Origin of the sequence: Pararhizobium polonicum, assembly GCF_001687365.1 — a bacterium.
Taxonomy (GTDB): domain Bacteria; phylum Pseudomonadota; class Alphaproteobacteria; order Rhizobiales; family Rhizobiaceae; genus Pararhizobium; species Pararhizobium polonicum.
On record NZ_LGLV01000004.1, the window covers coordinates 584,751 to 610,429 of the forward strand.

The 25,679-nt window shown below is 61.4% G+C and carries 27 protein-coding genes and 1 tRNA gene; 20 read left to right on the forward strand and 8 right to left on the reverse strand.

Features of this window, described 5'->3' with window-relative positions:
- Positions 1 to 35 precede the first annotated feature (35 nt).
- The 3 genes from ADU59_RS04550 to ADU59_RS04560 form a co-directional block, all read right to left on the reverse strand.
- On the reverse strand, positions 36 to 464 hold the full coding sequence (locus tag ADU59_RS04550) for an SRPBCC family protein (RefSeq protein ID WP_068952052.1): 429 nt from the start codon (positions 462 to 464) through the stop codon (positions 36 to 38).
- Positions 457 to 792 carry an ArsR/SmtB family transcription factor gene (locus ADU59_RS04555; RefSeq protein ID WP_068952054.1) on the reverse strand — a complete coding sequence of 112 codons (336 nt, stop codon included), beginning with the start codon at positions 790 to 792 and terminating at the stop codon, positions 457 to 459. The genes ADU59_RS04550 and ADU59_RS04555 overlap by 8 nt, the downstream gene beginning before the upstream one ends.
- 155 nt (positions 793 to 947) lie before the next feature.
- Positions 948 to 2,576: an MFS transporter gene (locus tag ADU59_RS04560; protein WP_068952056.1), complete on the reverse strand. Its 1,629-nt coding sequence runs from the start codon at positions 2,574 to 2,576 to the stop codon at positions 948 to 950.
- Positions 2,577 to 2,843: 267 nt separating this feature from the next.
- On the opposite strand from ADU59_RS04560, the gene rimP reads away from it, so the two are divergent.
- The 4 genes from rimP (at position 2,844) to infB (ending at position 8,666) form a co-directional block, all read left to right on the forward strand.
- Positions 2,844 to 3,461 carry a ribosome maturation factor RimP gene (gene rimP / locus ADU59_RS04565; protein ID WP_068952058.1) on the forward strand — a complete coding sequence of 206 codons (618 nt, stop codon included), beginning with the start codon at positions 2,844 to 2,846 and terminating at the stop codon, positions 3,459 to 3,461.
- 58 nt (positions 3,462 to 3,519) lie between these two features.
- Positions 3,520 to 5,127, forward strand: a complete 1,608-nt coding sequence (gene nusA / locus ADU59_RS04570; protein WP_068952060.1) for a transcription termination factor NusA — start codon at positions 3,520 to 3,522, stop codon at positions 5,125 to 5,127.
- 45 nt (positions 5,128 to 5,172) lie between these two features.
- Positions 5,173 to 5,859 (forward strand): RNA-binding protein, encoded by a 687-nt coding sequence (locus ADU59_RS04575; protein WP_068952062.1) that lies wholly within the window; start codon positions 5,173 to 5,175, stop codon positions 5,857 to 5,859.
- A 104-nt stretch (positions 5,860 to 5,963) separates the two neighbouring features.
- Positions 5,964 to 8,666 (forward strand): translation initiation factor IF-2, encoded by a 2,703-nt coding sequence (gene infB / locus ADU59_RS04580; protein WP_068952064.1) that lies wholly within the window; start codon positions 5,964 to 5,966, stop codon positions 8,664 to 8,666.
- A gap of 146 nt (positions 8,667 to 8,812) precedes the next feature.
- Here the strand turns inward: infB and ADU59_RS04585 are convergent, their stop codons facing one another.
- Positions 8,813 to 9,262, reverse strand: a complete 450-nt coding sequence (locus ADU59_RS04585; protein ID WP_068952605.1) for a DoxX family protein — start codon at positions 9,260 to 9,262, stop codon at positions 8,813 to 8,815.
- Positions 9,263 to 9,451: 189 nt separating this feature from the next.
- Here ADU59_RS04585 and ADU59_RS04590 point away from each other — a divergent pair, with 189 nt between their 5' ends.
- Positions 9,452 to 9,733 carry an Rdx family protein gene (locus tag ADU59_RS04590; RefSeq protein ID WP_068952066.1) on the forward strand — a complete coding sequence of 94 codons (282 nt, stop codon included), beginning with the start codon at positions 9,452 to 9,454 and terminating at the stop codon, positions 9,731 to 9,733.
- Between the two features lie 4 nt (positions 9,734 to 9,737).
- Positions 9,738 to 10,175: a YqaA family protein gene (locus ADU59_RS04595; RefSeq protein WP_083198119.1), complete on the forward strand. Its 438-nt coding sequence runs from the start codon at positions 9,738 to 9,740 to the stop codon at positions 10,173 to 10,175.
- A 76-nt stretch (positions 10,176 to 10,251) separates the two neighbouring features.
- On the opposite strand, the gene ADU59_RS29505 is transcribed toward ADU59_RS04595, so the two are convergent.
- Positions 10,252 to 10,647 (reverse strand): BA14K family protein, encoded by a 396-nt coding sequence (locus ADU59_RS29505; protein WP_083198135.1) that lies wholly within the window; start codon positions 10,645 to 10,647, stop codon positions 10,252 to 10,254.
- Positions 10,648 to 10,865: 218 nt separating this feature from the next.
- Here ADU59_RS29505 and ADU59_RS04600 point away from each other — a divergent pair, with 218 nt between their 5' ends.
- The 3 genes from ADU59_RS04600 to ADU59_RS04610 all read left to right on the forward strand — a co-directional run bounded on the left by ADU59_RS04600 (position 10,866) and on the right by ADU59_RS04610 (position 13,525).
- Complete coding sequence (locus tag ADU59_RS04600; RefSeq protein ID WP_068952069.1) at positions 10,866 to 12,299, forward strand: phosphomannomutase; 1,434 nt, start codon at positions 10,866 to 10,868, stop codon at positions 12,297 to 12,299.
- A 150-nt stretch (positions 12,300 to 12,449) separates the two neighbouring features.
- Positions 12,450 to 12,536, forward strand: a tRNA-Leu gene (locus ADU59_RS04605).
- 392 nt (positions 12,537 to 12,928) lie between these two features.
- Positions 12,929 to 13,525 carry an RrF2 family transcriptional regulator gene (locus tag ADU59_RS04610; RefSeq protein ID WP_139093138.1) on the forward strand — a complete coding sequence of 199 codons (597 nt, stop codon included), beginning with the start codon at positions 12,929 to 12,931 and terminating at the stop codon, positions 13,523 to 13,525.
- Positions 13,526 to 13,662: 137 nt separating this feature from the next.
- On the opposite strand, the gene ADU59_RS04615 is transcribed toward ADU59_RS04610, so the two are convergent.
- Positions 13,663 to 14,688 carry a porin gene (locus ADU59_RS04615; protein ID WP_068952073.1) on the reverse strand — a complete coding sequence of 342 codons (1,026 nt, stop codon included), beginning with the start codon at positions 14,686 to 14,688 and terminating at the stop codon, positions 13,663 to 13,665.
- 540 nt (positions 14,689 to 15,228) lie between these two features.
- Between ADU59_RS04615 and ADU59_RS04620 the strand changes: the two genes are divergently transcribed.
- The 9 genes from ADU59_RS04620 (at position 15,229) to ADU59_RS04665 (ending at position 22,551) form a co-directional block, all read left to right on the forward strand.
- Positions 15,229 to 16,761 (forward strand): acyl-CoA carboxylase subunit beta, encoded by a 1,533-nt coding sequence (locus tag ADU59_RS04620; protein WP_068952075.1) that lies wholly within the window; start codon positions 15,229 to 15,231, stop codon positions 16,759 to 16,761.
- A 34-nt stretch (positions 16,762 to 16,795) separates the two neighbouring features.
- Positions 16,796 to 17,344, forward strand: coding sequence for an RNA 2'-phosphotransferase (locus ADU59_RS04625; RefSeq protein WP_068952077.1), 549 nt, complete (start codon positions 16,796 to 16,798; stop codon positions 17,342 to 17,344).
- Between the two features lie 134 nt (positions 17,345 to 17,478).
- Entirely contained in the window at positions 17,479 to 18,390 is a 912-nt protein-coding gene (yghU, locus tag ADU59_RS04630) for a glutathione-dependent disulfide-bond oxidoreductase (protein WP_068952079.1), read from the forward strand.
- A gap of 10 nt (positions 18,391 to 18,400) precedes the next feature.
- Positions 18,401 to 18,778 (forward strand): hypothetical protein, encoded by a 378-nt coding sequence (locus tag ADU59_RS04635; RefSeq protein WP_068952081.1) that lies wholly within the window; start codon positions 18,401 to 18,403, stop codon positions 18,776 to 18,778.
- Positions 18,779 to 18,782: 4 nt separating this feature from the next.
- Positions 18,783 to 19,196 carry a hypothetical protein gene (locus ADU59_RS04640; RefSeq protein WP_068952084.1) on the forward strand — a complete coding sequence of 138 codons (414 nt, stop codon included), beginning with the start codon at positions 18,783 to 18,785 and terminating at the stop codon, positions 19,194 to 19,196.
- Between the two features lie 759 nt (positions 19,197 to 19,955).
- The gene (locus tag ADU59_RS04650) at positions 19,956 to 20,144 is read left to right on the forward strand and encodes a hypothetical protein (protein WP_068952088.1); all 189 of its coding nucleotides are present in this window, start codon (positions 19,956 to 19,958) and stop codon (positions 20,142 to 20,144) included.
- Between the two features lie 177 nt (positions 20,145 to 20,321).
- Positions 20,322 to 20,504, forward strand: a complete 183-nt coding sequence (locus ADU59_RS04655) for a hypothetical protein (protein ID WP_139093139.1) — start codon at positions 20,322 to 20,324, stop codon at positions 20,502 to 20,504.
- Between the two features lie 81 nt (positions 20,505 to 20,585).
- Positions 20,586 to 21,032: a winged helix-turn-helix transcriptional regulator gene (locus tag ADU59_RS04660; RefSeq protein WP_068952092.1), complete on the forward strand. Its 447-nt coding sequence runs from the start codon at positions 20,586 to 20,588 to the stop codon at positions 21,030 to 21,032.
- Between the two features lie 241 nt (positions 21,033 to 21,273).
- Positions 21,274 to 22,551 (forward strand): MFS transporter, encoded by a 1,278-nt coding sequence (locus tag ADU59_RS04665; protein WP_068952094.1) that lies wholly within the window; start codon positions 21,274 to 21,276, stop codon positions 22,549 to 22,551.
- 6 nt (positions 22,552 to 22,557) lie between these two features.
- Here the strand turns inward: ADU59_RS04665 and ADU59_RS04670 are convergent, their stop codons facing one another.
- On the reverse strand, positions 22,558 to 23,589 hold the full coding sequence (locus tag ADU59_RS04670; RefSeq protein WP_068952609.1) for a hydroxyacid dehydrogenase: 1,032 nt from the start codon (positions 23,587 to 23,589) through the stop codon (positions 22,558 to 22,560).
- 103 nt (positions 23,590 to 23,692) lie between these two features.
- Entirely contained in the window at positions 23,693 to 24,004 is a 312-nt protein-coding gene (locus ADU59_RS04675; protein WP_139093140.1) for a hypothetical protein, read from the reverse strand.
- 143 nt (positions 24,005 to 24,147) lie between these two features.
- Between ADU59_RS04675 and ADU59_RS04680 the strand changes: the two genes are divergently transcribed.
- Together ADU59_RS04680 and ADU59_RS04685 are read left to right on the forward strand one after the other, a co-directional pair.
- Entirely contained in the window at positions 24,148 to 24,774 is a 627-nt protein-coding gene (locus ADU59_RS04680; protein ID WP_068952098.1) for a ribonuclease D, read from the forward strand.
- Positions 24,774 to 25,649 carry a DUF817 domain-containing protein gene (locus ADU59_RS04685; RefSeq protein ID WP_068952100.1) on the forward strand — a complete coding sequence of 292 codons (876 nt, stop codon included), beginning with the start codon at positions 24,774 to 24,776 and terminating at the stop codon, positions 25,647 to 25,649. Before ADU59_RS04680 ends, ADU59_RS04685 begins: the two co-directional genes overlap by 1 nt.
- Positions 25,650 to 25,679 lie beyond the last annotated feature (30 nt).

Consider the following 25,679-nt stretch of genomic DNA (forward strand, 5'->3'; position numbering starts at 1 on the left):
ACCCTGCCGGATTTCACCCGGTCCAATGACTGGTTTCAGGCAAGGATTTCTTCGAGAGCGTCGAGGATCGCGTTCCATCCACTTGTATGGCCCTGCCTTGCCTCCTCACTCTTGAATTTCACCTGTTTCAGCGTGATTTCGGTCGTGCCAGCATCCACTTCCGTGAGATCGATGGTCACCACGCTATCGTCGAGCGAATAGGGCGATTCCCAAGTGAAGGACAGGCGCGAATAGGGATCGATCTCGAGATAGGTGCCGGCATGCGGAATCTCCTTTTCGGCCGTCACCATGACGATCGAAAACCGGCCACCCTTTACCGGATCGTTTCTGACCTTGGACAATTCGGTGCCGCCTGAAGGCACCGCCATGAATTTCGCCAGCATTTCAGGCGAAAGCCAGGCATTGAACACTTTCTCGCGTGACGCTGCTATTTTGCGGTTCACCATCAGTTCAAGCTCATTCATCTCTTTCATCCTTTGAAACGAGTAGGTTCTCCAGCGCCGCAAGGCGCAGCTCCCAGATGGACTTCAATTGCGCGAACCAGTTCTCGGTCAGCTTCAGCGGATCGAGCTCGGCCGCGATGAAATGTTCGCGACCCAGGGTCCGGCGGGTGACAAGTCCTGCTTCCTCCAGCACCTTGATGTGCTTGGAGACGGAATTCAGCGACATGTCGAAATGGGCGGCGAGCGCCGTCACTCTCAACGCCCCCTCCTGAACGAGCAGCGTCAAGATTTGTCGCCGCGTCGTATCACCCGCGGCTTTCAGAATTCGTGACAGATCATCATCGTCCATTATTCATCCCATTGGTTGAATATATAAATTACAGCCAATAGTCAACCATATGGATGAATACTTTTGAACGGGCAAACTCCATCCTCCCCGGAAACTTTCGCAGTGCCGGTGGAATTGCTCGCGATTTGAAGAAAAATACAGGACGAAGAAGACGCTCAGTGCATGTCCACCTGCTGCTTGTAGCGCTCGTAGTCGTAGGGAAGGATGGTCTGGCGTTCGATCATCCGGTGGACGCGCGGTGCCGCGTCGCCGCGATGCAGCGCCGTCAGACGGTCGCCGATTTCGGCATCGGCCTGCGTGCGGCGCTGGTTGTGGCGGACATATTCGACCCAGGTCGGCACATGATAGGTCTCCGTCCACACCGTCGGGTTTTCCAGATCGCGCATCAGGCCCCATTGCCCGGCACCGTCACGAATACGGACGCGGCGGCGCTCAGCCATGGCGGTGAGGAATTCGGGCACGTCTTCATCGGCAATCTCGTAATCGATCATCACCACGATCGGCCCGCTGCGCGGCTTGAGATCGAGCTTCAACAGCGGCTCGGAGAAACGGTTGAGCGGATCGAGATTGAGCGACTGGAATTCCGGCAGCGGCAGGCGAAGGCCGATAGCGGCGCCGACGATCATCAGCAGGGCCGAGGCGATCAGCGCATTGGCCGGTCCGTAATTTTCCGCCAGTTGCCCCCACATCCAGCTGCCCGCGGCGATACCGCCGAAGGTGGTGGTCTGGTAGAGCGACAGCGCCCGGCCGACGACCCAGCGCGGCGTGGACAGCTGCACGGTGGTGTTGAACAGCGACAGCGCCAGTACCCAGCCGGCGCCCGACAAAAGCAGCGCCAGGCTGGTCAGCCAGCCATAGGGGCTCAGCGCCGTGATCAGGCTCGAGACCGCGAAACCGGCAAAGGCGATGCGGACGACCCACTCGCTGGACATATGCTCCCGCAGCCGGGCGCTTAAAAGCGCGCCGCCGATGGCGCCGAGGCCGAAGGCACCGAGCATGATGCCGTAGGTCAGCGGCCCGCCGGCGACGAGATCGCGGGCGACCAGCGGCAGAAGGGCGAGGATGGCGCTGGCCGACAGGCCGAAGACGAAGCCGCGAAACAGCACCTTGCCGATATTGGGCGACATGGCGACATAGCGCAGGCCCGCCGAAATCGCCCGGCCCATCGATTCGCGCGGCAACTTGCTCAGCGTCTCCTCGCGCCGCCAGCGGACGAGCGCGAAGATGATGGCGAAATAGCTGAGCGTATTGGCGGCGAAGGCCGCCGCCGCCCCGGCGCTTGCGACGATGGCGCCGCCGATTGCCGGGCCGACCGAGCGGGTGATGTTGAAGCCCATGCTGTTGAGGGCCACCGCGGCGGGAAGCACCTCGCGCGGCACCATATCGCCGACCGAAGCCTGCCAGGACGGATTGTTGAGCGCCGTGCCGCAGCCGATGAGAAACGTGAAGAACAGAAGCAGCCACGGCGAAATGAAGCCGAAATAGGCGCAGACGGTCAAAAGCGCAGAGACGAAAAGCATGAAACACTGGGCGATCAGCATGATCCGCCGCCGGTCGAAATTGTCGGCGAGCGCGCCCGAGACCAGCGAAAACAGCATGATCGGCAGCGAGGTCGAGGCCTGCACCAGCGCCACCATGTTCACCGAATCCGTGATCGAGGTCATCATCCACGCGGCACCCACCGCCTGGACGAGGCCGCCGAAATTGGAGGCAAGGCTTGCCACCCAGATGATCCGAAACGTGTCGTGCTTGAACGGCGCCAATGGCGATAATCGATGCGGCAAGCGCTTTCCCACCCTGTCTGTCTTTCGAGTCGTCTTTGTGATGCCCAATCTAGGCCAGACGATCTGCCGGGCAAGCAAAAGCACTGACGCCGGCATGATTTTGTCACTTCAGCCATCACATCCGGCTTTTGCGTGGCGAATGGCGTCATATCTTGCATTTGCGGATGATCGAGGGTATATGACCCTCAAATTCTTGATCGGTTGATGAAGAGTGGGCCCGTCAGGACCCGCTCTTTTTTATTACCCGATGTTTTGGGAGAGCATCGTTTGTCCGATACGACAGCGGCAGAAAATACACAGGAACCACGCCTGATCACCGAGACCGGCATCGACCGGCGCATCGCCGACATCATCGAGCCGGTGCTCGTTCCGATGGGATACCAGCTGGTGCGCGTCCGCCTCTCGTCGCAGAACGGCGCGACATTGCAGATCATGGCCGAGCGGCTTGACGGCACGATGACCGTGGAAGATTGCGAAGCGATCTCGACGGCAATCTCGCCAGTCCTGGATGTGGAAGATCCGGTCGATCGGGAGTATCATCTGGAAGTGTCGTCGCCCGGCATCGACCGGCCGATGGTGCGCAAATCGGATTTCAGCCGCTGGAGCGGCCACCTGATCAAGTTCGAAACATCGGTCCTAGTCGATAACCGCAAGCGGTTTCGCGGCAAGATCGTTTCGGCGGACGACGAAGGCTTCACGATCGAGCGCGATCAGCCGGCCGCCGGCGAGGAGCCGCGCGTGGTCATCCCGTTCACGGCGCTGGCCGAGGGCAGGCTGATCCTCACGGACGATCTGATCCGCGATGCATTGACAGCAGACAAGAAGGCGAAGGCGGCACAGGCCGCCAACGAAAACTTCGAAGACGAAGATTCGCCGATCAATTGAGTTTATGGGCGCGGGACGCCTCGATACGAGGCCCCGGCAATCAGACGGAGACTTGAATATGGCAGTGAGTGCTAACCGGCTCGAACTTCTGCAGATCGCGGATGCCGTCGCGCGCGAAAAAGTGATCGACCGCGAAATCGTTCTGGCCGCCATGGCCGATGCGATCCAGAAAGCGGCGCGCTCGCGCTATGGTTCGGAGAGCAACATCCGCGCCGACATCAATTCCAAGACCGGCGAAATCCGGCTTCAGCGCCTGCTCGAAGTCGTCGAGGTCGCCGAGGACTACTCGACGCAGATCCCGCTGGAACTGGCCCGCGACCGCAACCCCGACGCCATTCTCGGCGACTTCATCGCCGATCCGCTGCCGCCGATGGATTTCGGTCGCATCGCTGCCCAGTCGGCCAAGCAGGTCATCGTCCAGAAGGTGCGCGAAGCCGAGCGTGACCGCCAGTTCGACGAATTCAAGGATCGCATCGGCGAAATCGTCAACGGCACGGTCAAGCGCGTCGAATACGGCAATGTCATCGTCGATCTCGGCCGTGGCGAAGGCATCATCCGCCGCGACGAAATGATCCCGCGGGAAAACATGCGCTACGGCGACCGTGTTCGCTCCTATGTCTACGACGTGCGCCGCGAACAGCGCGGCCCGCAGATTTTCCTGTCGCGGACCCATCCGCAGTTCATGGTGAAGCTGTTCACCATGGAAGTTCCGGAAATCTACGACGGCATCATCCAGATCCGCTCGGTTGCCCGTGACCCGGGCTCGCGCGCCAAGATCGCCGTGATCTCGAACGATTCGTCGATCGATCCGGTCGGCGCCTGCGTCGGTATGCGCGGTTCGCGCGTTCAGGCCGTTGTCGGCGAATTGCAGGGCGAGAAGATCGACATCATCCCGTGGTCCCAGGACCCGGCATCGTTCATCGTCAACGCGCTGCAGCCGGCCGAAGTTTCCAAGGTCGTTCTCGATGAAGATGCAGAACGCATCGAAGTCGTGGTACCGGACGAGCAGCTGTCGCTGGCCATCGGCCGCCGCGGCCAGAACGTCCGCCTCGCGTCGCAGCTGACCGGCTGGGATATCGACATCATGACGGAAGCGGAAGAGTCCGAGCGCCGCCAGAAGGAATTCAACGAGCGTACCAACCTGTTCATGGAAGCGCTCGACGTCGACGAAATGGTCGGCCAGGTCCTGGCCTCGGAAGGCTTTGCCGCCGTCGAGGAACTTGCCTATGTCGAGCTGGACGAAATCGCCTCGATCGAGGGTTTCGACGAAGACACGGCCAGCGAACTACAGACCCGCGCCCGCGAATATCTCGAGCGGCTGGAAGGCGAACTGGATGCCAAGCGTGTCGCGCTCGGCGTCTCCGACGAACTGCGCACCATCAACGGCATGACCAGCCAGATGCTGGTGGCGCTGGGCGAAGACGGCATCAAGACGATGGAAGACTTTGCAGGCTGCGCCGCTGACGATCTCGTCGGCTGGTCCGAGCGCAAGGACGGCGAAACGAAGAAGTTCGAAGGCCTGTTCTCCAAGCTCGAAATCTCGCGCGTCGAAGCCGAACGCATGGTCCTGCAGGCGCGTCTTGCCGCCGGCTGGATCACGGAAGAAGATCTGGCGCGTGAAGAAGAAGCCCTCGAAGTCGTGGAAGGCGCGGAACAGGACGCCTGAAGGCGTTCTGTCCGTGAACCAGGCTGATGCTGCTTGAAGACCGCCATGTTGACTGAAGACAAGGACCCTGCCGGGGACATTGATGGTGAAGCAGTGAACGGCCGCATGTGCATCGTGACACGGCAGAGCGGAACGCCGGAAACGCTGATCCGCTTTGTCGCCGGTCCGGACGGCCGGGTGGTGCCCGACCTGAAGAAACAGCTGCCCGGACGGGGCTGCTGGGTGACGGCCGAACGGGCGGTGCTGGAAAAGGCAATCGCCAAAAAGCTGTTTGCCCGCGGCCTCAAGAAGGCGGATGTGACCGCCGGACCGGAGCTTGCCGACGAGGTGGACCGGCTGCTGTCGAGCCAGCTTGGCGGCATGATGAACCTGGCGCGCAAGGCCGCGCAGTTCGTCAGCGGCGCCTCGAAAGTCGAACAGGCGGTGCGCGGGCTTGCGGCGCTCGCCACCTTCCATGCGGTGGATGCCGCACCGGACGGGGTACGCAAGATAGACCAGGCGCGCAAGGCGATGAGCTTTGTCGTCGATGACGGACAGGAAATACCCTCCTTCCGCTTCTTCACCGAAGCGGAAATGGAAGGGCTTTTAGGCCAGAATGCTTTTATCCATGCTTGCGCGCTTGCAGGGCAGGCGGGTGAGGGTGTAGTGAAGCGCGCAAACATGCTCGAAAGATACCGGGGAACCGTCCCCGCTCGAGCCGTTGGCGCCGAAACTGGCTTGCCGACACAATGACGCGGGTCACCGGCGCAGGCCGGCACAACCGCGATTGCAAAACAGAAATTGAACGGCGGGGTCTGGTGATACGCATCCGGCCCTGATCTTAGGAACGGAACGGAATGACCGACAACAACGACGACAAGACATTCGGCGGAGCCAAGAAGACGCTGACCCTGAAGCCCTCCGGGGTCAGCCAGGGAACTGTTCGCCAGGACATGGGTCGCGGCCGGACAAAGGCAGTCGTGGTCGAGACGCGCAAGCGGCGGCCGATGCGGCCGGAAGACGAAAAGCCGGTCGTTCCGATTGCAACGCCGGCACCTGTGGTCCGCGTTGCCGAGCCGCAGCGCCCGGCGCCGGTCCAGCAGCAGCAGCCATCACGCCCTGCCCCGCAGCAACAGCAGCCGCGCCAGCAGGACAATCGCCAGGACAACAACAATCGCCCGCGTGTCGGCGTGGTTCTCAACCAGCTGTCGGCCGGTGAGATCGACGCCCGCCGCCGTGCGCTTGCCGAAGCCCAGATCCGCGATGCCGAAGACGCCAAGCGCCGCGCCGCCGAAGAGGCCCGCCGCGCCGCCGAAGAGGCAGAGCGTCTGAAGGCCGAGCAGGCTGAAGCAGCCCGTCTTGCCGCGGAAGAAGCCGCCCGCACGCCTGCGGAACGCGAAGCCGAGAAGGCAGCCGTCGAAGCGGCCGCTGCCGCGGAAGCCGAAGCGGCAGCCGTTGCTGCCCGCAAGGCGGAAGACCAGGCCCGCGCCCAGGCAGCAAAGCCCGCAACGACGCCATCGACGGTAACCCCGGCACTCGGCGCCCGCCGCAAGGCGGAAGGCGAAGAGGAAGAAGCCCGTCCGAACCGTGGCGCCACCGCACCGGTGCGCGGCAAGGTCGTTCGCCCGGAACCTGCCAAGGCCCCTGCCCGTCCGAAGACGGAAGAAGAACGCCGCAAGGGCAAGCTGACGCTGACGGCCGCTCTCGACGACGACGGCAATCCGCGCGGCCGCTCGATGGCCGCCATGCGCCGCCGCCAGGAAAAGTTCCGCCGCAGCCAGATGCAGGAAACCCGCGAAAAGGTCATGCGCGAAGTGATCCTTCCGGAAACCATCACCATTCAGGAACTGTCGCAGCGTATGGCTGAACGAGCCGTCGACGTGATCAAGTACCTGATGAAGGAAGGCCAGATGATGAAGCCGGGCGACGTCATCGACGCCGACCTTGCCGAACTCATCGCCGGCGAATTCGGCCATACGGTCAAGCGCGTTTCGGAATCCGACGTCGAAGAAGGCCTGTTCAACACCAACGACGATGGCGATATGCAGCCGCGTCCGCCGATCGTGACCATCATGGGTCACGTCGACCACGGCAAGACCTCGCTGCTCGACGCCATCCGCAAGACGCACGTCGTCTCGGGCGAAGCCGGTGGCATCACCCAGCATATCGGCGCCTATCAGGTGGAGCAGAACGGCCACAAGATCACCTTCATCGATACTCCCGGCCATGCCGCCTTTACGGCCATGCGTGCCCGCGGCGCCCAGGCGACCGACATCGCGATCCTCGTGGTTGCGGCCGATGACAGCGTCATGCCGCAGACGATCGAATCGATCAGCCATGCCAAGGCTGCCGGTGTGCCGATCATCGTAGCGATCAACAAGATCGACAAGCACGAAGCCGATCCGCAGAAGGTGCGCAACCAGCTGCTGCAGCATGAAGTGTTCGTCGAAACCATGGGCGGTGAAGTGCTCGACGTCGAAGTCTCGGCCAAGACCGGCCTCGGCCTCGACAAGCTGCTCGAAGCCATCCTGCTGCAGGCCGAAATCCTCGACCTGCGTGCCGATGCGGATCGCACGGCAGAAGGCACCGTCGTCGAAGCCCAGCTCGATCGCGGCCGCGGCGCCGTTGCCACGGTTCTCGTTCACAAGGGTACGCTGAAGCCCGGCCAGATCATCGTTGCCGGCGACCAGTGGGGCCGCGTTCGCGCGCTCGTCAACGACAAGGGCGAACACGTCAAGGAAGCGCCGCCGTCGATGCCGGTCGAAATTCTCGGTCTGTCCGGTACGCCGCAGGCGGGCGACAAGTTCGCCGTCGTCGAGAACGAAAGCCGTGCCCGCGAGATCTCCGAGTACCGTCAGCGGCTCACCCGCGACAAGGCCGTTGCCCGTGCATCCGGCCAGCGCGGTTCGCTCGAGCAGATGATGATGACGCTGCAGAATACCGGCCTGAAGGAATTCCCGCTGGTCATCAAGGGCGACGTGCAGGGCTCGATCGAAGCCATTGCCGGTGCCCTCGACAAGCTGGGAACCGACGAGGTTCGCGCCCGCATCGTCCATTCGGGTGCCGGTGGCATCACCGAGTCCGACATCTCGCTGGCGGAAGCCTCGAATGCGGCGATCATCGGCTTCAACGTCCGTGCAAACGCACAGGCGCGGACCGCCGCAGAACGCGCCGGCATCGAGATCCGCTACTACAACATCATCTACGATCTGGTGGATGACGTGAAGGCAGCGATGTCCGGTCTTCTTTCTCCAGAAAGACGCGAAACCTTCCTCGGCAATGCCGAAATCCTGGAAGTGTTCAACATCACCAAGACCGGCAAGGTCGCGGGTTGCCGCGTCATCGAAGGCAAGGTCGAACGGGGTGCGGGCGTCCGCCTGGTGCGCGACAACGTCGTTATTCACGAAGGCAAGCTCAAGACCCTCAAGCGCTTCAAGGACGAAGTCTCCGAAGTGCCGATGGGCCAGGAATGCGGTATGGCCTTTGAAAACTACGAAGACATCCGCGCCGGCGACACCATCGAGTGCTTCCGCGTCGAGCACATCACCCGCACGCTGTAACGGCGGCCGGGCTGACAGAGACACTATCCAGAATGGCGGCTTCAGCCGCCATTTTTCTGTCCGGCTTCCTCGCAATATAAAAAGCCCGGAAAGAAGCAAGGCTGCCTTCCGGGCTTATCGGTTTGTATTGTCCGTTCTGAGACGGATCAGATCTGTTTGCCGATCTTGGCGTCCACCGACTGCGCATTCGATCCGCGAACGGCAAAGAACAGGAAGATCGCGGCCCAGAGGATCGATTTTTCGGCACCGGCAAGGCCATCACCCGTGACGATGCCGTGGAAATAGACCGTCACCAGCAGGACGATCATCGCCGCGAAGGCGGCCGGGCGGGTGAACAGGCCGATCGCGACCAGGATGCCGCCGAAGAATTCCGTAGCCGCCAGCAGTGGCGACCAGAAGACGCCGGGATAGAAGCCGAGACCTTCGACCATGCCGACGGCGCCGAAGGGATTGATGATCTTGCCGTAGCCGTGTGTGACGAGAAGAACGCCGGCGATAACCCGCAGAAGCGTTTCCACCGTGGTATCGAACGGCAGGTAGAGCCGCTGCAGGGCAGGCACCATGGCTGGCGGCCGAGTTGATGTGAGGTCGGTCATGTCGTCTCCTGTGTTTTTTTCGCAATGCAGCATTCTCTTGCGGCTGACAACCGACGGGACAAGACGCATCGCCGTAAAACCTGATAAATTTAGTTAACAATTTCGTGAACACTGCCGGTCATGCCCGGTTGCAGCCCCGGTCAACGGACGATAACGTCCGCGCGACCGCAAATCGCCACGGAAGCCGACATGACAGACAAGCCACGCATCGCCATCCTCTATTGCACCCAATGCAACTGGCTGCTGCGCGCCGCCTGGATGGCGCAGGAACTGCTCTCCACCTTTGGCGACAGTCTGGGTGAGGTTGCCCTTATTCCCGGCACCGGCGGCAATTTCGAAATCCATGTGGGCGAGACGCTGATCTGGGAACGTAAGCGCGATGGCGGCTTTCCGGGGCCCAAGGAGTTGAAGCAGCGCGTGCGCGACGTGATCGAACCCGGGCGCGATCTCGGCCACACCGACCGGACCTGAGATTTTGACGGCAGGGCTTCTTTTCGGCGTTTTCAGCGCCGCCTTCCTTTCGGCCACCTTGCTGGTCGGCGTCTCCGAGGCGGCATTGATCCTTGCGGCCGGACAGCCGGACGCGCCGTTGCTCGAGCTCTTCCTGGCCGCGACTGCGGGCAATGTGCTGGGAGCCGTGGTCAATTTCGTGCTCGGCCGCTTTCTGCTGCGCTTCGAGCATAACCGATGGTTTCCCGTCAGCCCGGCCAACCGGCAGAGAGCCGAGGCGCTGTTTAACCGCTATGGCCGGCTTGTCCTGCTTTTCTCGTGGCTGCCGGTGATCGGCGATCCGCTGACCCTGGCGGCCGGGTTGCTGCGCACCCCTCTTCCCGTCTTTCTGCTCTATGTGACGATCGGCAAGGCGGCGCGGTACGCCGTGCTGCTCTGGGCATACACGACACTGGCAGGATAAGCTTTTTCACGCAGACATGTCTGCAAAGACAAACGGCGGGGAAAATCCCCGCCGTCATCAGACATGAAACGCCTGCTCACCGGTAAGGCGAGCGGCAAACCCTGTAGACGCCGCCATAGGCCAGGAAGCGATTGGTCGACGGATTGTAGGAGCGATACCGGGACAGGCACCACTGCACGTGGGAGCCACCGTAACGCCGGTGAACGACCGGTGGTGCGATATAGACGCGGTAACCGGGGCGATAGTGGCGCCGGTGGCCATAATGGGGCCGGTAGTGCGGGCGCGGCCGGTAGTGGGGCCTTGGCCTATAGTGACCGTGGCCGCGACGATGGACGACCGTCTGCACATCGGATTGCTGCGCCACCTTGACGTCCGGAACCGCCAGAGGCACCGCTTGCGCGGAGACCACAGGTGTCATGATGGAGGCCGCACTCAGCACGCAGCCAATAACGAAACGTCGAAATCCCGCCATTTGTTTCCTCATTTCTCCCAAAAGGGTTTGCTTCGGTTGCTGTCCCTGTTTCATATTACGATCAGTGTTTTCGTTTTATTCGTGTTTTCGTTGATTTCCCGACTGTAAATCTGGCGTCATTTGATATCCAGCCCCTTCCAAACCGGCAGAATGCGCCAATATTCCCCGCAAGTCACTCTCCCGGTTATCAAAACCCTGTCAAGCAGACGGAGGATAGATTGAGTCTGAAATTCGGCACCAGCGGCCTGCGCGGCCTTTCCACGGACCTGAACGGGCCTGCCGCGGCCATCTACGCGACCGCCTTTGCGCACTACCTGCTGTCGTCCGGCCAGGCCGGACCTGGCGATCCGATCCTGCTCGCGCGGGATTTTCGCCCTTCCAGCCCGCAGATTTCGGCCATCTGCGCCGGTGCTTTGACCCGCGCCGGTCTAACCGTTCTGGATTGCGGCCCCGTGCCGACACCGGCACTGGCGCTCTACGGCCTGGAAAAGCACGCTGCAGGTTTGATGATCACCGGCTCGCATATCCCCGCCGACCGCAACGGCATCAAGTTCTATCGGCCGGACGGCGAGATCGCCAAGGCCGACGAGCAGGCGATCGGCACTGAGGCCGACCGAATCAAAGCGCAGCCCGTGCCGATCGACGCAACGCCGGGGACTGCCGCCGATCACTCCAAGCAGGCGACGGCACTTTTCCTCGCCCGCAACACGGCGATCCTGTCCGCCGGCGCATTGTCCGGGTTGAAGATCGGCGTCTATCAGCACAGCAGCGTGGCGCGCGACCTGTTCGTCGAGGTGCTCGCCCACTATGGCGCGGACGTGGTCCCGCTCGGCCGCTCGGCCGATTTCATTCCGGTCGATACGGAAGCCGTTCCGCCGGCAACGATCGATCTGCTCAAGGGCTGGGCGGAGGAATACGGCCTCGATGCGATCGTCTCGGCCGATGGTGACGGCGACCGGCCGCTCGTCAGCGACGAAACGGGCCTGCCGCTGCGCGGCGACCTGCTGGGCCTGATCACCGCCCAGTTTACCGGAGCCTCGGTCGCCGTCACGCCGGTGACCTCCAATTCCGGCCTGGAGCGCCAGCAGGGCCTTTCCATCCTGCGCACCCGTGTCGGCTCACCCTTCGTCATCGAAGCCATGCAGGAGGCCGTCCGTGGCGGCACGAAGGGCGTCGTCGGCTTCGAGGCCAATGGCGGCACGCTGACCGCCACCGACTTCACCCTCAACGGCACCGTGCTCAGGGCCCTGCCGACGCGCGACAGCTTCCTGCCGGCACTTGCCGTGCTGTCGCTCGCTGCCCGCAGTGGTGAGCCTCTCTCGGTGCTTGCAGCGAGCTATGCCCTGCCGGTGGCGCTGAGCGACCGGATCGAGAATTTCCCGCTTGAGACAAGTGCCGCGCTGATGGCCTATCTGCGCGCCGGCACGGACAATCTCTCCGCCTTTCTTGCTTCGATCGGCAAGCCGGAGACCATCAGCGACATCGACGGATTGCGGGTAACGCTGACCGACCGGAGCGTCATTCATTTCCGCCCGTCGGGCAACGCGCCGGAGATGCGCTGCTATGTCGAGGCGGAAAATGCCGGTCAGGCACAGGCGCTTCTCGAACAGGGGCTGGACCGCATCCGCGCGTTTGCGCAGCAATCCGGGTGAGGCCGATGGGCGGCCGTGAGAGCCGCTGAATTCGTTTCCGTGGAAAACCCTTGCGATCCAACAGTTTGCTCAACTTTCCGGCACATTTTCAAGAAAACTTCAAAAACCCTGTTGACACAAAAGCGCGAGCCCCGTACATCCCCGCTCGTCGCCCAGATGGCGGAATTGGTAGACGCGCCAGCTTCAGGTGCTGGTACTCGAAAGGGTGTGGAGGTTCGAGTCCTCTTCTGGGCACCAAATTCCAAAAAGCTCTGCAATCCCAAAAGGATGCAGAGCTTTTTCATTTTTGGCGGATCACACGCCATCACGATGCGAACACCGGGCACAGCAGCGATCCCTTCCGGAACCGGATGATCGATAGACCACCCGAGCAAGACCCTCCCCGAACCTCGACATACCCTTTCCAGAGCAATTACCCATTCCGCGACAAGCAGGCTCTGCGCGCCGCCGCCTGCGCGGATACACCGGGCGAAGAATTGCCGATCCCGCCCGTCACTCCTTGCGCCGCAGGCAAAAATATACACGGAGGGGCCTCAATATGAGTAACTCGCCTATTGAAATGGCTTTTATCAAACCCTATCTGCTATTGGTACCGGCTTTCGACGTGAAACCGGGCAACGCTTGGCGATGTGATCGACGATCAGACTGCGGCAGGCTTTGTTCTACTGGTGACTTTGCCCTCTGGCTCTCAACTGCCGGAGAGTTTTTCTGTGTCTGCACTTAGCGTCTGGCTTTTTCAAAAGCCTGCATTAGTATGCGTCCCCATGATGGACACACGCTTCTCTTCGGCTCTGCAGATCATTATTACAGTTGCCGTCAATGAAAAGAATAGCACGCGCTCAACGAGCGATGTATTGGCAGCGAAACTCGATGCCAAGCCCAGCCTTGTGCGCAAGCTGGCTGCGCCGTTGATGCAGAAGAATATCCTCGTGTCGTCCGAAGGATATCAGGGCGGCTACCGGCTCGGCAGGCCCGCCAATGCGATCTATTTGAGCGAAATCTATCTTGCCGTGACGCCAGACAAGAAAATCTGGGGTACGCGCGACGACATTCCTGCCGATTGCTTCATTTCCAGCAATATGAACGAATGGTCGGCGCAACTCAGCAAGGAAGCGGAGCGGGCGCTTCTGGGGCTGCTGGGCGAAAAGTCCGTGGAGGATGCCATTGCAGAACTGGCGACCATCGATGGCGGCAAGTGCCCGATGGGAAGAACGCTCACTGCCTGAGATGGAAACTCTCAGGCAATGCGGGACGGCCGGCAGGGAGCCGGACCGCCCCCGTCACTGATCGGAGGTCAATCAAATCCGTGACGAACCATGGGCTGGCCGCCTAACAGCGGCCAGCCTTATCTCTGCGAGATGACTTAGAAATCGCGCTGAAGACGCAGGAAGCCGAATACTTCGTCGTCGGCATTGTCTACGTCCTGATACTGGACGCTCAGCTTCGTCTTGAGACCGTCGGTGATCTTGTAATCAACCGTGACGCCGGCTCTCCACGCGTCACCGCCGCGGAAACCTTCGCCGTTATCGCTGAGGGCGATTTTGCCGAAGTACTGGAAGCCGGGGGTGATGGCGAACTTGTCGTTGACCTTCAGTTCGTACTGAGCGCCGGCAGTCCATTCGGATTCTTCGTAATAGTAGTTGGCACCGGTGGCATAGGCACCATAAACGCCGAGCTGGCCCGGTCCGATATCGGCATAGACGATGGCGCGGATGGCGCCTTCTTCCGTATCGGTATCATAACCGCCAAGCAGGTAAGCGCTGACGCCGCCAACAGTGCCGGAAATCTGCCCGGTTACACCGACGTTGTTCGGACCTTCGCCCCGCTTGGTGGCGTAGGAATCTTCCAGTTCTTCCACAGCGATACCGGCCTTGAAGGCGTCGGTCTCGTACTGGTAGCGAATAGCGTTGTGGCGAGTCTCGTTGCTGGCAATGAAGTCGGTCTCGCCGCTCAGATCGTCATCCCACCAGCTGTACTGCATACCAACGCGGAAACCGGCGATCTCAAAATAGCCCTGATCGAGGAATGTGTCGTTGGCCGAAGAGCCGGAGGAATTACGGGCGTTCGTGCGCAGGGCGACGAGGCTCGTCAGCGTGCCGAATTCGGTATCGTTCTTTGCCGTGAACTCGAGCTGCGCGCGGGTGAACGTGTTCCAGTCGGACGTGCCGGACTGATCACGGCCGAAGTCGGTCTGGAAACGGATGTAACCGCCGATCTTCAGGCAGGTTTCCGTGCCGGGGATGTAGAAGTAGCCGGTGCCGAATGCGTCGCACACGCGAACATATTCCAGCGGCTCCGGTTCAGCCGCGACGATCGCGTCGGCGGCAACTGCGCCGCTTGCCGTGCTCAGCGCCGCAGCGGACGCAAAGAGAAAAGCCTTTATAGTCATTTCGGATCCAATCAAGTTTCGATTGGGCGCAGGTTTCCATGGCTGAAAATCAGCATCCCCCACCCCAAATATCGATTCAAGCCCCAATGGCAGCGGTCAAAACCGCACGTTCAGATTACATGGGGAAAAGACTGTAACAATAAGAATCACAGTCTTCTTTCGTCATAATCGCATGTTGGGATTTTCACTGTTGCCGAAACGCAACGGCCCTCGTGGGGCAAGACAGACCGGGACTCAACGCCTCCGCCAGCCGACATGACGGCACATCCTGCACACAGGGTGTGACCGGTAACATATCTGCAGATCAAATAGTCCCGGTTCCGCCAAACAGCAAGTGGGGTCCTCTGACTATTTCGTGAAGAACGTCAAATTGACGCAGCCAGGCCCGGCGAATCACACGCGACGGCAATCGTCTGCCCATACGTCAATCGCACTCCCGGAGTAAGCGGATAATACCTTTACTCCAGCCACTTGCGCGATCGGCGATTTCCTTCGATCCCGTTTCCGGCTAAGCAAGATGCAGAGACGACGGGAGGCCACATGCGCAATATCATCGAAACCGTGGAGGCGCGACGCGCCGAAGCGCGTCTTGGCGGTGGGCAGAAGCGCATCGATGCCCAACATGCAAAGGGCAAGCTGACGGCCCGCGAACGGATCGAGGTCTTGCTCGATGAAGGCTCGTTCGAAGAATACGATATGTACGTCACGCATCGCGCGGTCGATTTCGGTATGGCTGAACAGAAGGTCGCGGGCGACGGCGTCGTCACCGGCTGGGGCACGATCAACGGCCGTCAAACTTACGTCTTCTCCCAGGATTTCACCGTGCTCGGCGGCTCCCTCTCCGAGACGCATGCGCAGAAAATCTGCAAGATCATGGACATGGCAGTGCGCAACGGCGCGCCCGTCATCGGGCTGAACGATTCGGGCGGCGCCCGCATCCAGGAAGGTGTGGCCTCGCTTGCCGGCTATGCCGAGGTTTTCCGCCGCAATGCCGAGGCCTCCGGCGTCATCCCGCAGATCTCCGTCATCATGGGCCCCTGCGCCGGCGGCGCTGTCTATTCGCCGGCGATGACCGATTTCATCTTCATGGTGCGCGATACATCCTACATGTTCGTGACCGGTCCGGACGTGGTCAAGACCGTCACCAACGAGATCGTCACGGCCGAGGAGTTAGGCGGTGCCGGGACCCATACGAAAAAATCCTCCGTTGCCGACGCGGCCTATGAGAATGACGTCGAGACGCTGGAGCAGGTGCGCCTGCTGTTCGATTTCCTGCCCGCCAACAATCGCGAAAAGCCGCCTGTCCGCCCCTTCCACGACGATCCGGCCCGTATCGAGATGCGTCTCGACACGCTGATTCCCGATTCGTCGGCCAAGCCCTACGACATGAAGGAGCTCATTCACGCGATCGCCGACGAAGGCGATTTCTTCGAGCTGCAGGAGGCCTTTGCCCGCAACATCATCACCGGCTTCATAAGGATCGAAGGACAGACAATCGGCGTTGTCGCCAACCAGCCGACGGTGCTGGCCGGCTGCCTGGATATCGACTCATCGCGCAAGGCCGCCCGTTTCGTCCGCTTCTGCGATGCCTTCTCGATCCCGATCCTGACGCTGGTCGACGTGCCCGGCTTCCTGCCGGGCGTGGCGCAGGAATATGGCGGCGTCATCAAGCACGGCGCCAAGCTGCTGTTCGCCTATAGCCAGGCAACCGTGCCGATGGTCACGCTGATCACGCGAAAAGCCTATGGCGGCGCCTATGACGTGATGGCGTCGAAACATATCGGCGCCGACGTCAACTATGCCTGGCCAACCGCCGAGATCGCCGTCATGGGTGCCAAGGGCGCCACCGAAATCCTCTACCGTTCCGAACTGGGCGACCCGGAGAAGATCGCGGCGCGCACCAAGGAATATGAGGAGCGCTTCGCCAACCCCTTCGTCGCTGCCGAACGCGGCTTCATCGACGAGGTGATCATGCCGCATTCGTCGCGCCGCCGCATCGCCCGGGCCTTTGCCTCGCTCAGGAACAAGCGCAAGGAACAGCTGTGGCGCAAGCACGATACGATACCGTTGTGAGCGGTATCCTCGCCCGATCGACTGGAGAAAACGGATGTCGGTACAGACAAGCAAATTTCTGAGCTATGTGCTGCGCCATGCGCCGGAAAGCATCGGTCTGACGCTTGATGCGCAGGGCTGGGCGGATATTGCCGAACTGATCAGCAAGGCAAACGCAGCCAACCACGCGCTCGATGTGGACACGCTTCACGCCGTTGTCGCGGACAGCGACAAGAAGAGATTCACGATATCCGAGGACGGGAAACGTATCCGGGCGGCCCAGGGACATTCCGTATCCGTGAAACTTGGTCATGCCCCTGTTGCGCCGCCGCCAATCCTCTATCACGGCACGGCGACCCGTTTCCTGGAGAGTATCCGGGCACAAGGACTTCTGGCCGGTGGCCGCCAGCAGGTCCATCTCTCATCCGATATGCTCACCGCCAAGACGGTTGGACAACGTCATGGCAAGCCCGTTGTGTTGACGATTGATGCCCAGAAGATGGCCGCGGCGGGCTTTGCGTTCTTTCGGGCGGACAATGGCGTCTGGCTGACCGATACGGTTCCTCCCGCCTATCTTGCCGTTGCGCCAGACGGGGAATATTGATGACCTCCAGAACTCTCGCCATCGCTTATGAGGAAATTTGTCGTTGACCCGGCAACAATGCGCCCGACCGGTTCCTATATCCTCCCTGTCGCATTTGACCTTTCAAGCGCTCCCAATATCAAGGACCAACACGCATGACCGAAAAATCCCCCGCCAACAACTTTCCCGCCGGCTACGAAGTTCCCAAGGTCTGGACCTGGGAGAAGGGCAATGGCGGACAATTCGCCAATATCAACCGGCCGATCGCCGGTCCCACCCATGAGAAGGAGCTGCCGGTCGGCAAACATCCGCTGCAGCTCTATTCGCTGGCGACGCCGAACGGCGTCAAGGTCACCATCATGCTGGAGGAGCTTCTGGCTGCCGGTCACACGGGCGCGGAATACGACGCCTGGCTGATCAAGATCGGCGATGGCGACCAGTTCGGCTCCGGCTTCGTCGACGTCAACCCGAACTCGAAGATCCCGGCCCTGATGGACCGCTCCACACCGGAGCCGACCCGCGTCTTCGAATCAGGCTCGATCCTGCTCTATCTTGCCAACAAGTTCGACGCCTTCCTGCCGAAGGACCACAAGGCGCGCACCGAGACGATGAACTGGCTGTTCTGGCAGATGGCGTCGGCGCCCTATCTCGGCGGCGGTTTCGGCCATTTCTATGCCTATGCGCCGATGCATATCCAATATGCGATCGACCGCTTTGCGATGGAGGTGAAGCGCCAGCTCGACGTGCTCGACCGGCATCTTGCCGACAACCGGTACATGGCCGGATCGGACTATTCCATCGCCGATATCGCCATCTGGCCCTGGTACGGCAATCTGGCGCTGGGCAAGCAGTATGGCGAATCCGGTACCTTCCTCGACGTTCAGAGCTACAAGCACCTGCAGCGCTGGACTGCCGAGATCGCAGAGCGTCCGGCGGTCAAGCGCGGCCGCATCGTCAATCGCGTCTTCGGCGAACCATCCGAGCAGCTGCACGAGCGCCACGACGCCTCCGACTTCGACACGAAGACGCAGGACAAGATCGCTGCAGCCGGCACAGCCAAGGCGTAAGGAGACCAGGATGGCCAAGCGGCCCGAGATGACAAAACACAGGGGCTTTCCCTCCGGCATGCCGGGCCACGGCCATCATTTCACCATCCGGCGGGCGAACGAGAAGGGGGTGACGCCGCTCAAGCCCTTGCAGCGCCTCGCCCGCCCGAACTCGATCGAGGCCAAGGTGGATGCAGCCTTCCTGCATGCGCTCTGGCACCATTTCGGTGCCGAACCGTTCGAACGCGGCAACCTCGATGCCGGACGATTGAACCTGCTGTTCGGCCGCGAGGTCGTGCCCGGCGAAAGTCCCTTCGACCCGGCCTCCTATGAGGCTTTGCTGCAGATCGACGAAAGGGTGGCGCGAAAGAGCTTTCCGGAATCGTTCGAAGACGTGTTTGAGGTGTGACGCCATGGCCAAAACCCCTGAAATGCCCAAGCATCGCGGCTTTCCACCCGGCCTGCTCGGAACCCAGTGGCAATTCACCCTGCGCCGGGCCAATTCCAAGGTCACCCCGTTGACGGCCTGGCCGCGGCAACGGACCATGGATCAGACGGTCGCGCTGGCCGACATCGGCTTCGTGCAGGCCCTCTGGCAATATTTCGGCACGACGCCGTTCCAGCGCGGCAATCTGGACGGAGAACGGCTGTGCCGCCTGTTCGGGCGCGAACTCCTGCCGGCGGAAAGAGGCTTCGATCCGACCTCATACGAGGGGCTGCTGAAACTCAACGAGGCCTTGGCCCGCAAGAACTTCCCGCAGGCTTTCGAGGATGAGAAGAAGGATGCAGGCGCTTCGCGCAGTACCGGGAAATCGCGCGCAGAATAACGGTCCGGCCGGTGCGAGCCTTGCGGTGGACGCGTTGATCCTGGAGTTCGAGTAGAGCCAGTGGTGGGGGGGGAAGTGAGCCCCTCACCTATAAAATCTGGACCTTAGCTTCAGCCAAGTCTTAGATTTTGTTGGTGAGGGGATCGGGGACGCAAATCCCGGTCTCCCTGAGAGAAAACAACAACTTACCGGACATCGAATATTTTTTCATCCCCGCCCGTGGCATTCGTGCCATCCTTGTTTCCGTTCCGCCCATGGATACGCTGCCAGGCGTGGCAGCGAGGCGGGGCCGGTGCCGGGTGGAAGAGAGCGACGCAGGCTCTTTCATCCGGGGTCAGCAGAAAATGGTTCCCCTCCGCAGGCTGTCGCGGCTGCGGACGTGCCTGTGCGGCACAGAAGATGGGCGGGAATGCCATCGCAGAGGAACCGGAGTTGCCGGCAAAAACCACCGAACGGGGCGCTGAAAGGTGTCATTTTTCCAACTACCCAATACGGCAGCTTTGAGCGCCCTGTCCTTTGCATGCACCACCCCACGCCGGTAACCCGCGCGTGGACGAAGGCGGTGGCGACGTCATCGAAGGAAAAATCCGCAACATATGAGAGAAGCCGAAATACCCTCATTTATGACGGTTGAAAATTTATGCTTCCGAATTGGCGGAAAAGTCGCATTCTGTTCACACGTTCAGGTGATTCGCCCAGGTGCCCGCGTTCAGGCCGGATTGAGAGCTGGACGGCAATTTAGCTGTGGGGGCAAGCGCAATGCGGAAGCGCGACGACGTCGAGAACTGGGCAGTCTACAGGGCACAGGAAATTCTGATGCGTGAGGGCATGGATCTGGCGCTCTCCGCCCGGGATTTCGACAGCACGACAATCCGGGCCAAGGGCAAGCTGCTGGCAATGGCCATCGCTGCCTCGCTGGTCGAGGCATCCGCCGTCAGGGCCGAATAACCCGGGAAAAGGTTGTCCGGCTCACAATCCAATTGCAGCGCTCCGGCCCGACCTCCGGCGCGTTTCCCCTTAAATTTGGGAATTGTCAACGAATTGAAAGGCTTTACACTGTCGTGACAAACCGGGTGTGTTTGGAACGATGGGGTTGGAGTAATGTCGTTACTATCGGACATGGCCTTGAACCAGAATGATATCGAAACGGTCTGCGGCGCACTTGAGGAATGGTGCAAGGAAACACGCACCGCCCTCAACAGCGATGACGGACGCGATGCCGCCGCCGTGATGCTCGGCCTGTACAAGACCGGCCATGAAACCAAGGGCTCCATTCTCGAAGCCATGCGCCGGGTCAACATCGGGTAGCCCGGCTTACATTGAGTGAGCCCGGCCTGCATCGTGCAGACCCGGCTTGCATCGTGCAAGTCCCGGCTCTACATAAGGGCCATGCAGCGCAAGAGCTTCGATGACATGGCCTGTCCGATTGCCCGCACCCTCGACCGCGTCGGCGAATGGTGGAGCATTCTCATCCTGCGTGATGTCTTCTTCGGCCGCACCAAATTCGATGAATTCCAGAAAAGCACCGGCATCGCCCCGAATATCCTGACGCGGCGACTGAAGTCGCTGGTCGAAGCAGGTTTGCTGGAAAAGCGCGCCTATCAGGATCGCCCCGTCCGCCACGAATATCTGCTGACCGACATGGGCCGCGAGTTGCAACCGCTTTTGATCGCGCTCTCGATGTTCGGCAATCGCCATTTCGCCGATCGCGGCGTGACGATGCGGATCACCGACCGGGAAACCGGAGACGTTGCCAAGCCGGTCTATGTCGACAGCCTGACCGGCAAGCCGATCGATGCCGAAAATTTCTCCCTGACATCAATCCGCCAGTCGTGAATTTTCCCCGGTCCCTGAGACTGCGGTAGACTCCTCTGAGATTATCAGTGGAGTTCATTTCTTTGCGCTTTCCGCTCCTGCAGTTCTCGAGACCTTTTACCGTCGCGGCGGCCCCCCGGACCGATCTTCCTCGCTCCGCCGGCAACTTGCATAATGAAAGCTTTTACATTAGTGACTTGCATGTCGATAGTTACAAGACCCGCATCGCTTCTGATGCAGGCGCCCGTTGAGAACCCTGCCCATGCTCTCCACAACGCTTTCCAGACGGCTTGAACAACGAGAAATCCACTATGGCTGGATCGTTGCCGCCACGGCATTCCTCACCATGCTGGTCACCGCCGGCACCATCGGCGCGCCGTCCGTGCTGATCCTGCCGCTGCAGAAGGAATTCGGCTGGGAGGCAACGGAAATCTCGGCAGCACTGGCCATGCGCTTCATCCTGTTCGGGCTGATGGCGCCCTTTGCCGCCGCCCTGATGAACCGTTTCGGCATGCGGTCGATGGCACTCACGGCGCTGACCGTCGTCTTCACCGGCATGGGGCTGTCGCTGTTCATGCGCGAGGTCTGGCAGCTGGTGGTGCTCTGGGGCTTCGTCGTCGGCACGGGTACAGGGCTGACGGCCATGGTGATGGGCGCAACGGTCGCCACCCGCTGGTTTACGGCCCGGCGCGGCCTCGTCGTCGGTCTTCTGACGGCCAGCACGGCAACGGGCCAACTCGTCTTCATGCCGCTGATCGCCGCCCTGACGGAGGCTTACGGCTGGCGCGCGGCGATCCTGTTCATTCTCGGCATGCTGTTCGTTTCTGCCGCTGCCATGCTGCTGTTCATGCGCGACCGTCCGTCGGATCTCGGCCTGCGGCCCTATGGCCAGGTGGTGGACGATCCGCCCGCGACCAGTACACTCAAGACCAATTCCCCGATCGACACGCTGATCGAGGCATCGAAAACGCGGATATTCTGGGTGCTGTTCCTGTCGTTCTTCGTCTGCGGCGCCTCGACCAACGGCCTCATCCAGACGCATTTCGTCTCGCTCTGCGCCGATTACGGCATGACGGCGATCACCGCGACCGGCATTCTCGCCATGATCGGCCTGTTCGATTTCGCCGGCACCGTCGCCTCCGGCTGGCTATCCGACCGCTACGACAATCGCTGGCTGCTGTTCTGGTACTACGGCCTGCGCGGCCTGTCGCTGCTCTGGCTGCCCTTCACCGGCTTCGAATTCCTCGGCCTGTCGATCTTCGCCATTTTCTATGGGCTCGACTGGGTGGCGACCGTTCCGCCGACGGTGAAGCTCACCGCCCGGCACTTTGGCCGCGAGCGGGCCAACATGGTGTTCGGCTGGGTGTTCACCGGCCACCAGATCGGCGCCGCCTTCGCGGCCTTCGGCGGCGGCTTCATCCGCGACACCTACGCCAGCTATCTGCCCGCCCTGATGATTGCCGGTGCGCTTTGCCTGATGGCGGCCCCTCTGGTGCTTTCGGCCGGCACGACAAAGCTGAAACCGGCAACGGTCAGTTGACGCTGGTCAATTCACGCTGACGGGCTTGGAACGCATGCGCGACACGGTCTCGCGCTCCGCCCGCTTGCAGCGCATCGGTGGCAGGTTGCGGTCCATCAGGTCCATGTCCTCCAGCACCATGTCGCCCATCTTCTTGAAGGCGCTGTCGAGCGCGCCGGCCCGGTGGGCAGAACGCAGGAAACCCTTGAGGCTGCGGACAGGATGATCCAGCGGAAGCGGCTCGTCGGGATAGACATCGCTTGCCGCAACGATATGGCCACTTGCAACCGCCGCCATCAGCGCATCGAAATCAACGACATTGGCGCGACTGAGCAGGATGAAGGCAGCCCCCGGCCGCATGCTGGCAAAGGCGTCAGCGCCAAGGAAATGCTGGTTCTCGCTGGTGACGGCCGCGACGACGAAGATGAAATCGCTCTGCGTCAGCACCTCTTCCAGGCTCGACGGCTTGACGCCGTTGTCGATCAGGATCGAGGCCGGCATCCAGGGATCGTAGACGCGGGTATGGGTGCGGAAGCCGGACAGCACGCGGTTCAGCGCCTTGCCGAGATCGCCGAAGCCGATGATGCCGACATCGGCGCCGGAGAGCAGCCGCGCCCCGGCATTGCCCTCGCCGCCCCAGAGCTCGCGGCCCTTACGAAAATCGACATCCGCATCGACGATGCCGCGGGCGATGTTGAGTGCCATGGCAAGACCCATCTCGGCAACGGGCTCGGCGAAAACCTGCCCCGTCGTCACCACATGGATACCGCGGGCAAACAGCACCTCATAGGGCATGTTGTTGATCAGGTTGCTCTCGACATTGAGGATGCAGCGCAGCTGCGGCATGCGGGCCAGCGTTTCGGCACTCAAAGGCGGCTGGCCGATGATGTAACGCGCCTGTCCCAGGATTTCGTCGCCGAGACTGGCAATGGCGCCCTCTTCCGCTTCGATGATCCGGTATTTCGCCTTCAGGGCATCCAGCGCCGCCGGCGTGAAGATCAGATCGAGCGTGCGCGGCTCCGGCGCGCAGATGACCAGGGGTCGTTGCGTTTCAGGCATGATATCGTCTCCCAGGCCGGGCATGGGAAACCCGGCACTCCTCGTTGCGGGAAGTTGTATTGATGATCCGGCAATTTGCAAGGAGGCCGATCAGCCGCGCAGGCTAATAGTCCAGTCCGCGCAGCTGGCGCTCGATCGACCGGGGCGTGCCGGGCGACTGGAACACAGGCCCGTTGCCGCGGCGGCAGTTGTTGACGGTGCGGTAGCGCGGCGCAAAGGTGGGATGCCCCTCCGCCTTGATGACGGATTGTTCGCAGAATACCCGCTTGGCATCCTCCGCCTCCTCCGGCGTCTTCACGCCGGGCAGATCGGTATAGACCTGGGCAAGCTGCACCGGCGCCGGCAAAACCGCGACGGGAGGGATGTCGGCGGCGATCAGCGCCATGGACAGGAGGACGGCCTGTGGGATCAACATGTGCATTCCATAACGTTTGCCCGATACAGACATCATAACGCGCATCCGGGCATGAGACACGGTATCGTTTCCGGCAAAGTTGCGCTATAGCCCAACACCTTGAACCAACGCGCGGCACCTGCCCGGCTGATGTGGGGATTTCCATGGCAAATACAATACGGTTTCACCAAGGTGATATCCCGGCGGCGGACGCTGCACGCTACAAGGGCGCGATCGCCATCGATACCGAGACCCTCGGCCTCATTCCGCGCCGCGACCGGCTCTGCGTCGTCCAGCTTTCGCCGGGCGACGGTACTGCCGACGTGATCCAGATCGCCAAGGGCCAGACACAGGCCCCGAACCTCGTCGCCATGCTGGAGGACCCCACGCGCCAGAAGATTTTCCACTTCGGCCGCTTCGACATCGCCGTGCTGTTCCAAACCTTCGGCGTCACCACGACGCCGGTGTTCTGCACCAAGATCGCTTCCCGCCTGACGCGGACCTATACGGACCGGCACGGGCTGAAGGACAATCTGAAGGAACTGCTCGACGTCGATATTTCCAAGCATCAGCAGTCTTCCGACTGGGCAGCCGAGAAACTGTCGCCGGCGCAGCTGGAATATGCCGCGTCCGACGTGCTGCATCTGCATGCGCTGCGCGACAAGCTGACCGCCCGCCTCATCCGCGACGGCCGCAACGACCATGCCGACGCCTGCTTCGCCTTCCTGCCGACGCGCTGCAAGCTCGACCTGCTCGGCTGGGACGAAACCGACATCTTCGCGCATAGCTGATGCGGCCAGCCGCAGATCACCAGACCGGCCCGTTCCTCGAACCGGTGCGGGTGTTTATCCGCCGGCTGCTCAAGAGATTGCCGCCGGGTCTGGCCGAATTCGTGCTTTTCGGGCTGAAACAGGCATGGGCCTGCCTCTTCGGCGCGCTTGTCCTGTTCCTGATCATCGTTACCAAGCTCGTCTGGAACGCGGAATGGGCGATCAATCGCTATGACGCGCTGTTTCTGATGGCACTGGCGGCGCAGATCGTCTTTCTGCGGCTGAGGATGGAGAGCTGGGAAGAGGCAAGGGTCATTCTGATCTACCATGTCACCGGCACCTGCATGGAAATCTTCAAGGTCCATATGGGATCCTGGGTCTATCCCGAGCATGCGCTCTTCCAGATTGCCGGTGTGCCGCTGTTCTCCGGCTTCATGTACGCCTCCGTCGGCAGCTACATGGCACGCGCCATCCGCATCTTCGACATGCGGTTTACCCGCTATCCGCCTGTCGCGCTGACCGCGCTGCTGGCCGTGGCGATCTATGTGAACTTCTACAGCCATCACTATATGGCGGATATGCGCTTCGGGCTTTTCGCCGCCACGCTTCTGCTGTTCGGCCGGGTGCGCATCTATTTCACGGTGGAGCGCAAAGCCCGCTGGATGCCGCTGGTGCTGGCCGCCTTCTTCACCAGCATCTTTCTCTGGATTGCAGAGAATATCGGCACGGCAACGGGTATATGGCTTTATCCCGGCCAGACCGAATGGCACATGGTGTCGCTGCAGAAGATGGGGTCGTGGTATCTGCTGCTCTATGTCAGCTTCGTGCTGGTAACGCTTGTCTGCAAACCGAAGCCACCGGAAGGCTGGGCCGCCCTCGCGACGCCGGCGCGCTGAGATAACGCCTCGACCGCATGGGGGATACGT

What these genes read in the sequence shown, in the direction of transcription:
- yghU (WP_068952079.1), top strand. Translation starts at nt 17,479, where the DNA reads ATGACCGAAAAATCCCCCGCCAACAACTTTCCCGCCGGCTACGAAGTT.
- ADU59_RS04615 (WP_068952073.1), bottom strand. Translation starts at nt 14,688, where the DNA reads ATGACTATAAAGGCTTTTCTCTTTGCGTCCGCTGCGGCGCTGAGCACG.
- ADU59_RS04625 (WP_068952077.1), top strand. Translation starts at nt 16,796, where the DNA reads ATGTCGGTACAGACAAGCAAATTTCTGAGCTATGTGCTGCGCCATGCG.
- ADU59_RS29505 (WP_083198135.1), bottom strand. Translation starts at nt 10,647, where the DNA reads ATGGCGGGATTTCGACGTTTCGTTATTGGCTGCGTGCTGAGTGCGGCC.
- ADU59_RS04555 (WP_068952054.1), bottom strand. Translation starts at nt 792, where the DNA reads ATGGACGATGATGATCTGTCACGAATTCTGAAAGCCGCGGGTGATACG.
- ADU59_RS04620 (WP_068952075.1), top strand. Translation starts at nt 15,229, where the DNA reads ATGCGCAATATCATCGAAACCGTGGAGGCGCGACGCGCCGAAGCGCGT.
- ADU59_RS04590 (WP_068952066.1), top strand. Translation starts at nt 9,452, where the DNA reads ATGACAGACAAGCCACGCATCGCCATCCTCTATTGCACCCAATGCAAC.
- ADU59_RS04685 (WP_068952100.1), top strand. Translation starts at nt 24,774, where the DNA reads ATGCGGCCAGCCGCAGATCACCAGACCGGCCCGTTCCTCGAACCGGTG.
- ADU59_RS04585 (WP_068952605.1), bottom strand. Translation starts at nt 9,262, where the DNA reads ATGACCGACCTCACATCAACTCGGCCGCCAGCCATGGTGCCTGCCCTG.
- ADU59_RS04550 (WP_068952052.1), bottom strand. Translation starts at nt 464, where the DNA reads ATGAATGAGCTTGAACTGATGGTGAACCGCAAAATAGCAGCGTCACGC.
- ADU59_RS04660 (WP_068952092.1), top strand. Translation starts at nt 20,586, where the DNA reads ATGCAGCGCAAGAGCTTCGATGACATGGCCTGTCCGATTGCCCGCACC.
- ADU59_RS04575 (WP_068952062.1), top strand. Translation starts at nt 5,173, where the DNA reads ATGTTGACTGAAGACAAGGACCCTGCCGGGGACATTGATGGTGAAGCA.
- ADU59_RS04680 (WP_068952098.1), top strand. Translation starts at nt 24,148, where the DNA reads ATGGCAAATACAATACGGTTTCACCAAGGTGATATCCCGGCGGCGGAC.
- ADU59_RS04635 (WP_068952081.1), top strand. Translation starts at nt 18,401, where the DNA reads ATGGCCAAGCGGCCCGAGATGACAAAACACAGGGGCTTTCCCTCCGGC.
- ADU59_RS04670 (WP_068952609.1), bottom strand. Translation starts at nt 23,589, where the DNA reads ATGCCTGAAACGCAACGACCCCTGGTCATCTGCGCGCCGGAGCCGCGC.
- ADU59_RS04675 (WP_139093140.1), bottom strand. Translation starts at nt 24,004, where the DNA reads ATGTTGATCCCACAGGCCGTCCTCCTGTCCATGGCGCTGATCGCCGCC.
- ADU59_RS04665 (WP_068952094.1), top strand. Translation starts at nt 21,274, where the DNA reads ATGCTCTCCACAACGCTTTCCAGACGGCTTGAACAACGAGAAATCCAC.
- infB (WP_068952064.1), top strand. Translation starts at nt 5,964, where the DNA reads ATGACCGACAACAACGACGACAAGACATTCGGCGGAGCCAAGAAGACG.
- ADU59_RS04650 (WP_068952088.1), top strand. Translation starts at nt 19,956, where the DNA reads ATGCGGAAGCGCGACGACGTCGAGAACTGGGCAGTCTACAGGGCACAG.
- ADU59_RS04640 (WP_068952084.1), top strand. Translation starts at nt 18,783, where the DNA reads ATGGCCAAAACCCCTGAAATGCCCAAGCATCGCGGCTTTCCACCCGGC.
- nusA (WP_068952060.1), top strand. Translation starts at nt 3,520, where the DNA reads ATGGCAGTGAGTGCTAACCGGCTCGAACTTCTGCAGATCGCGGATGCC.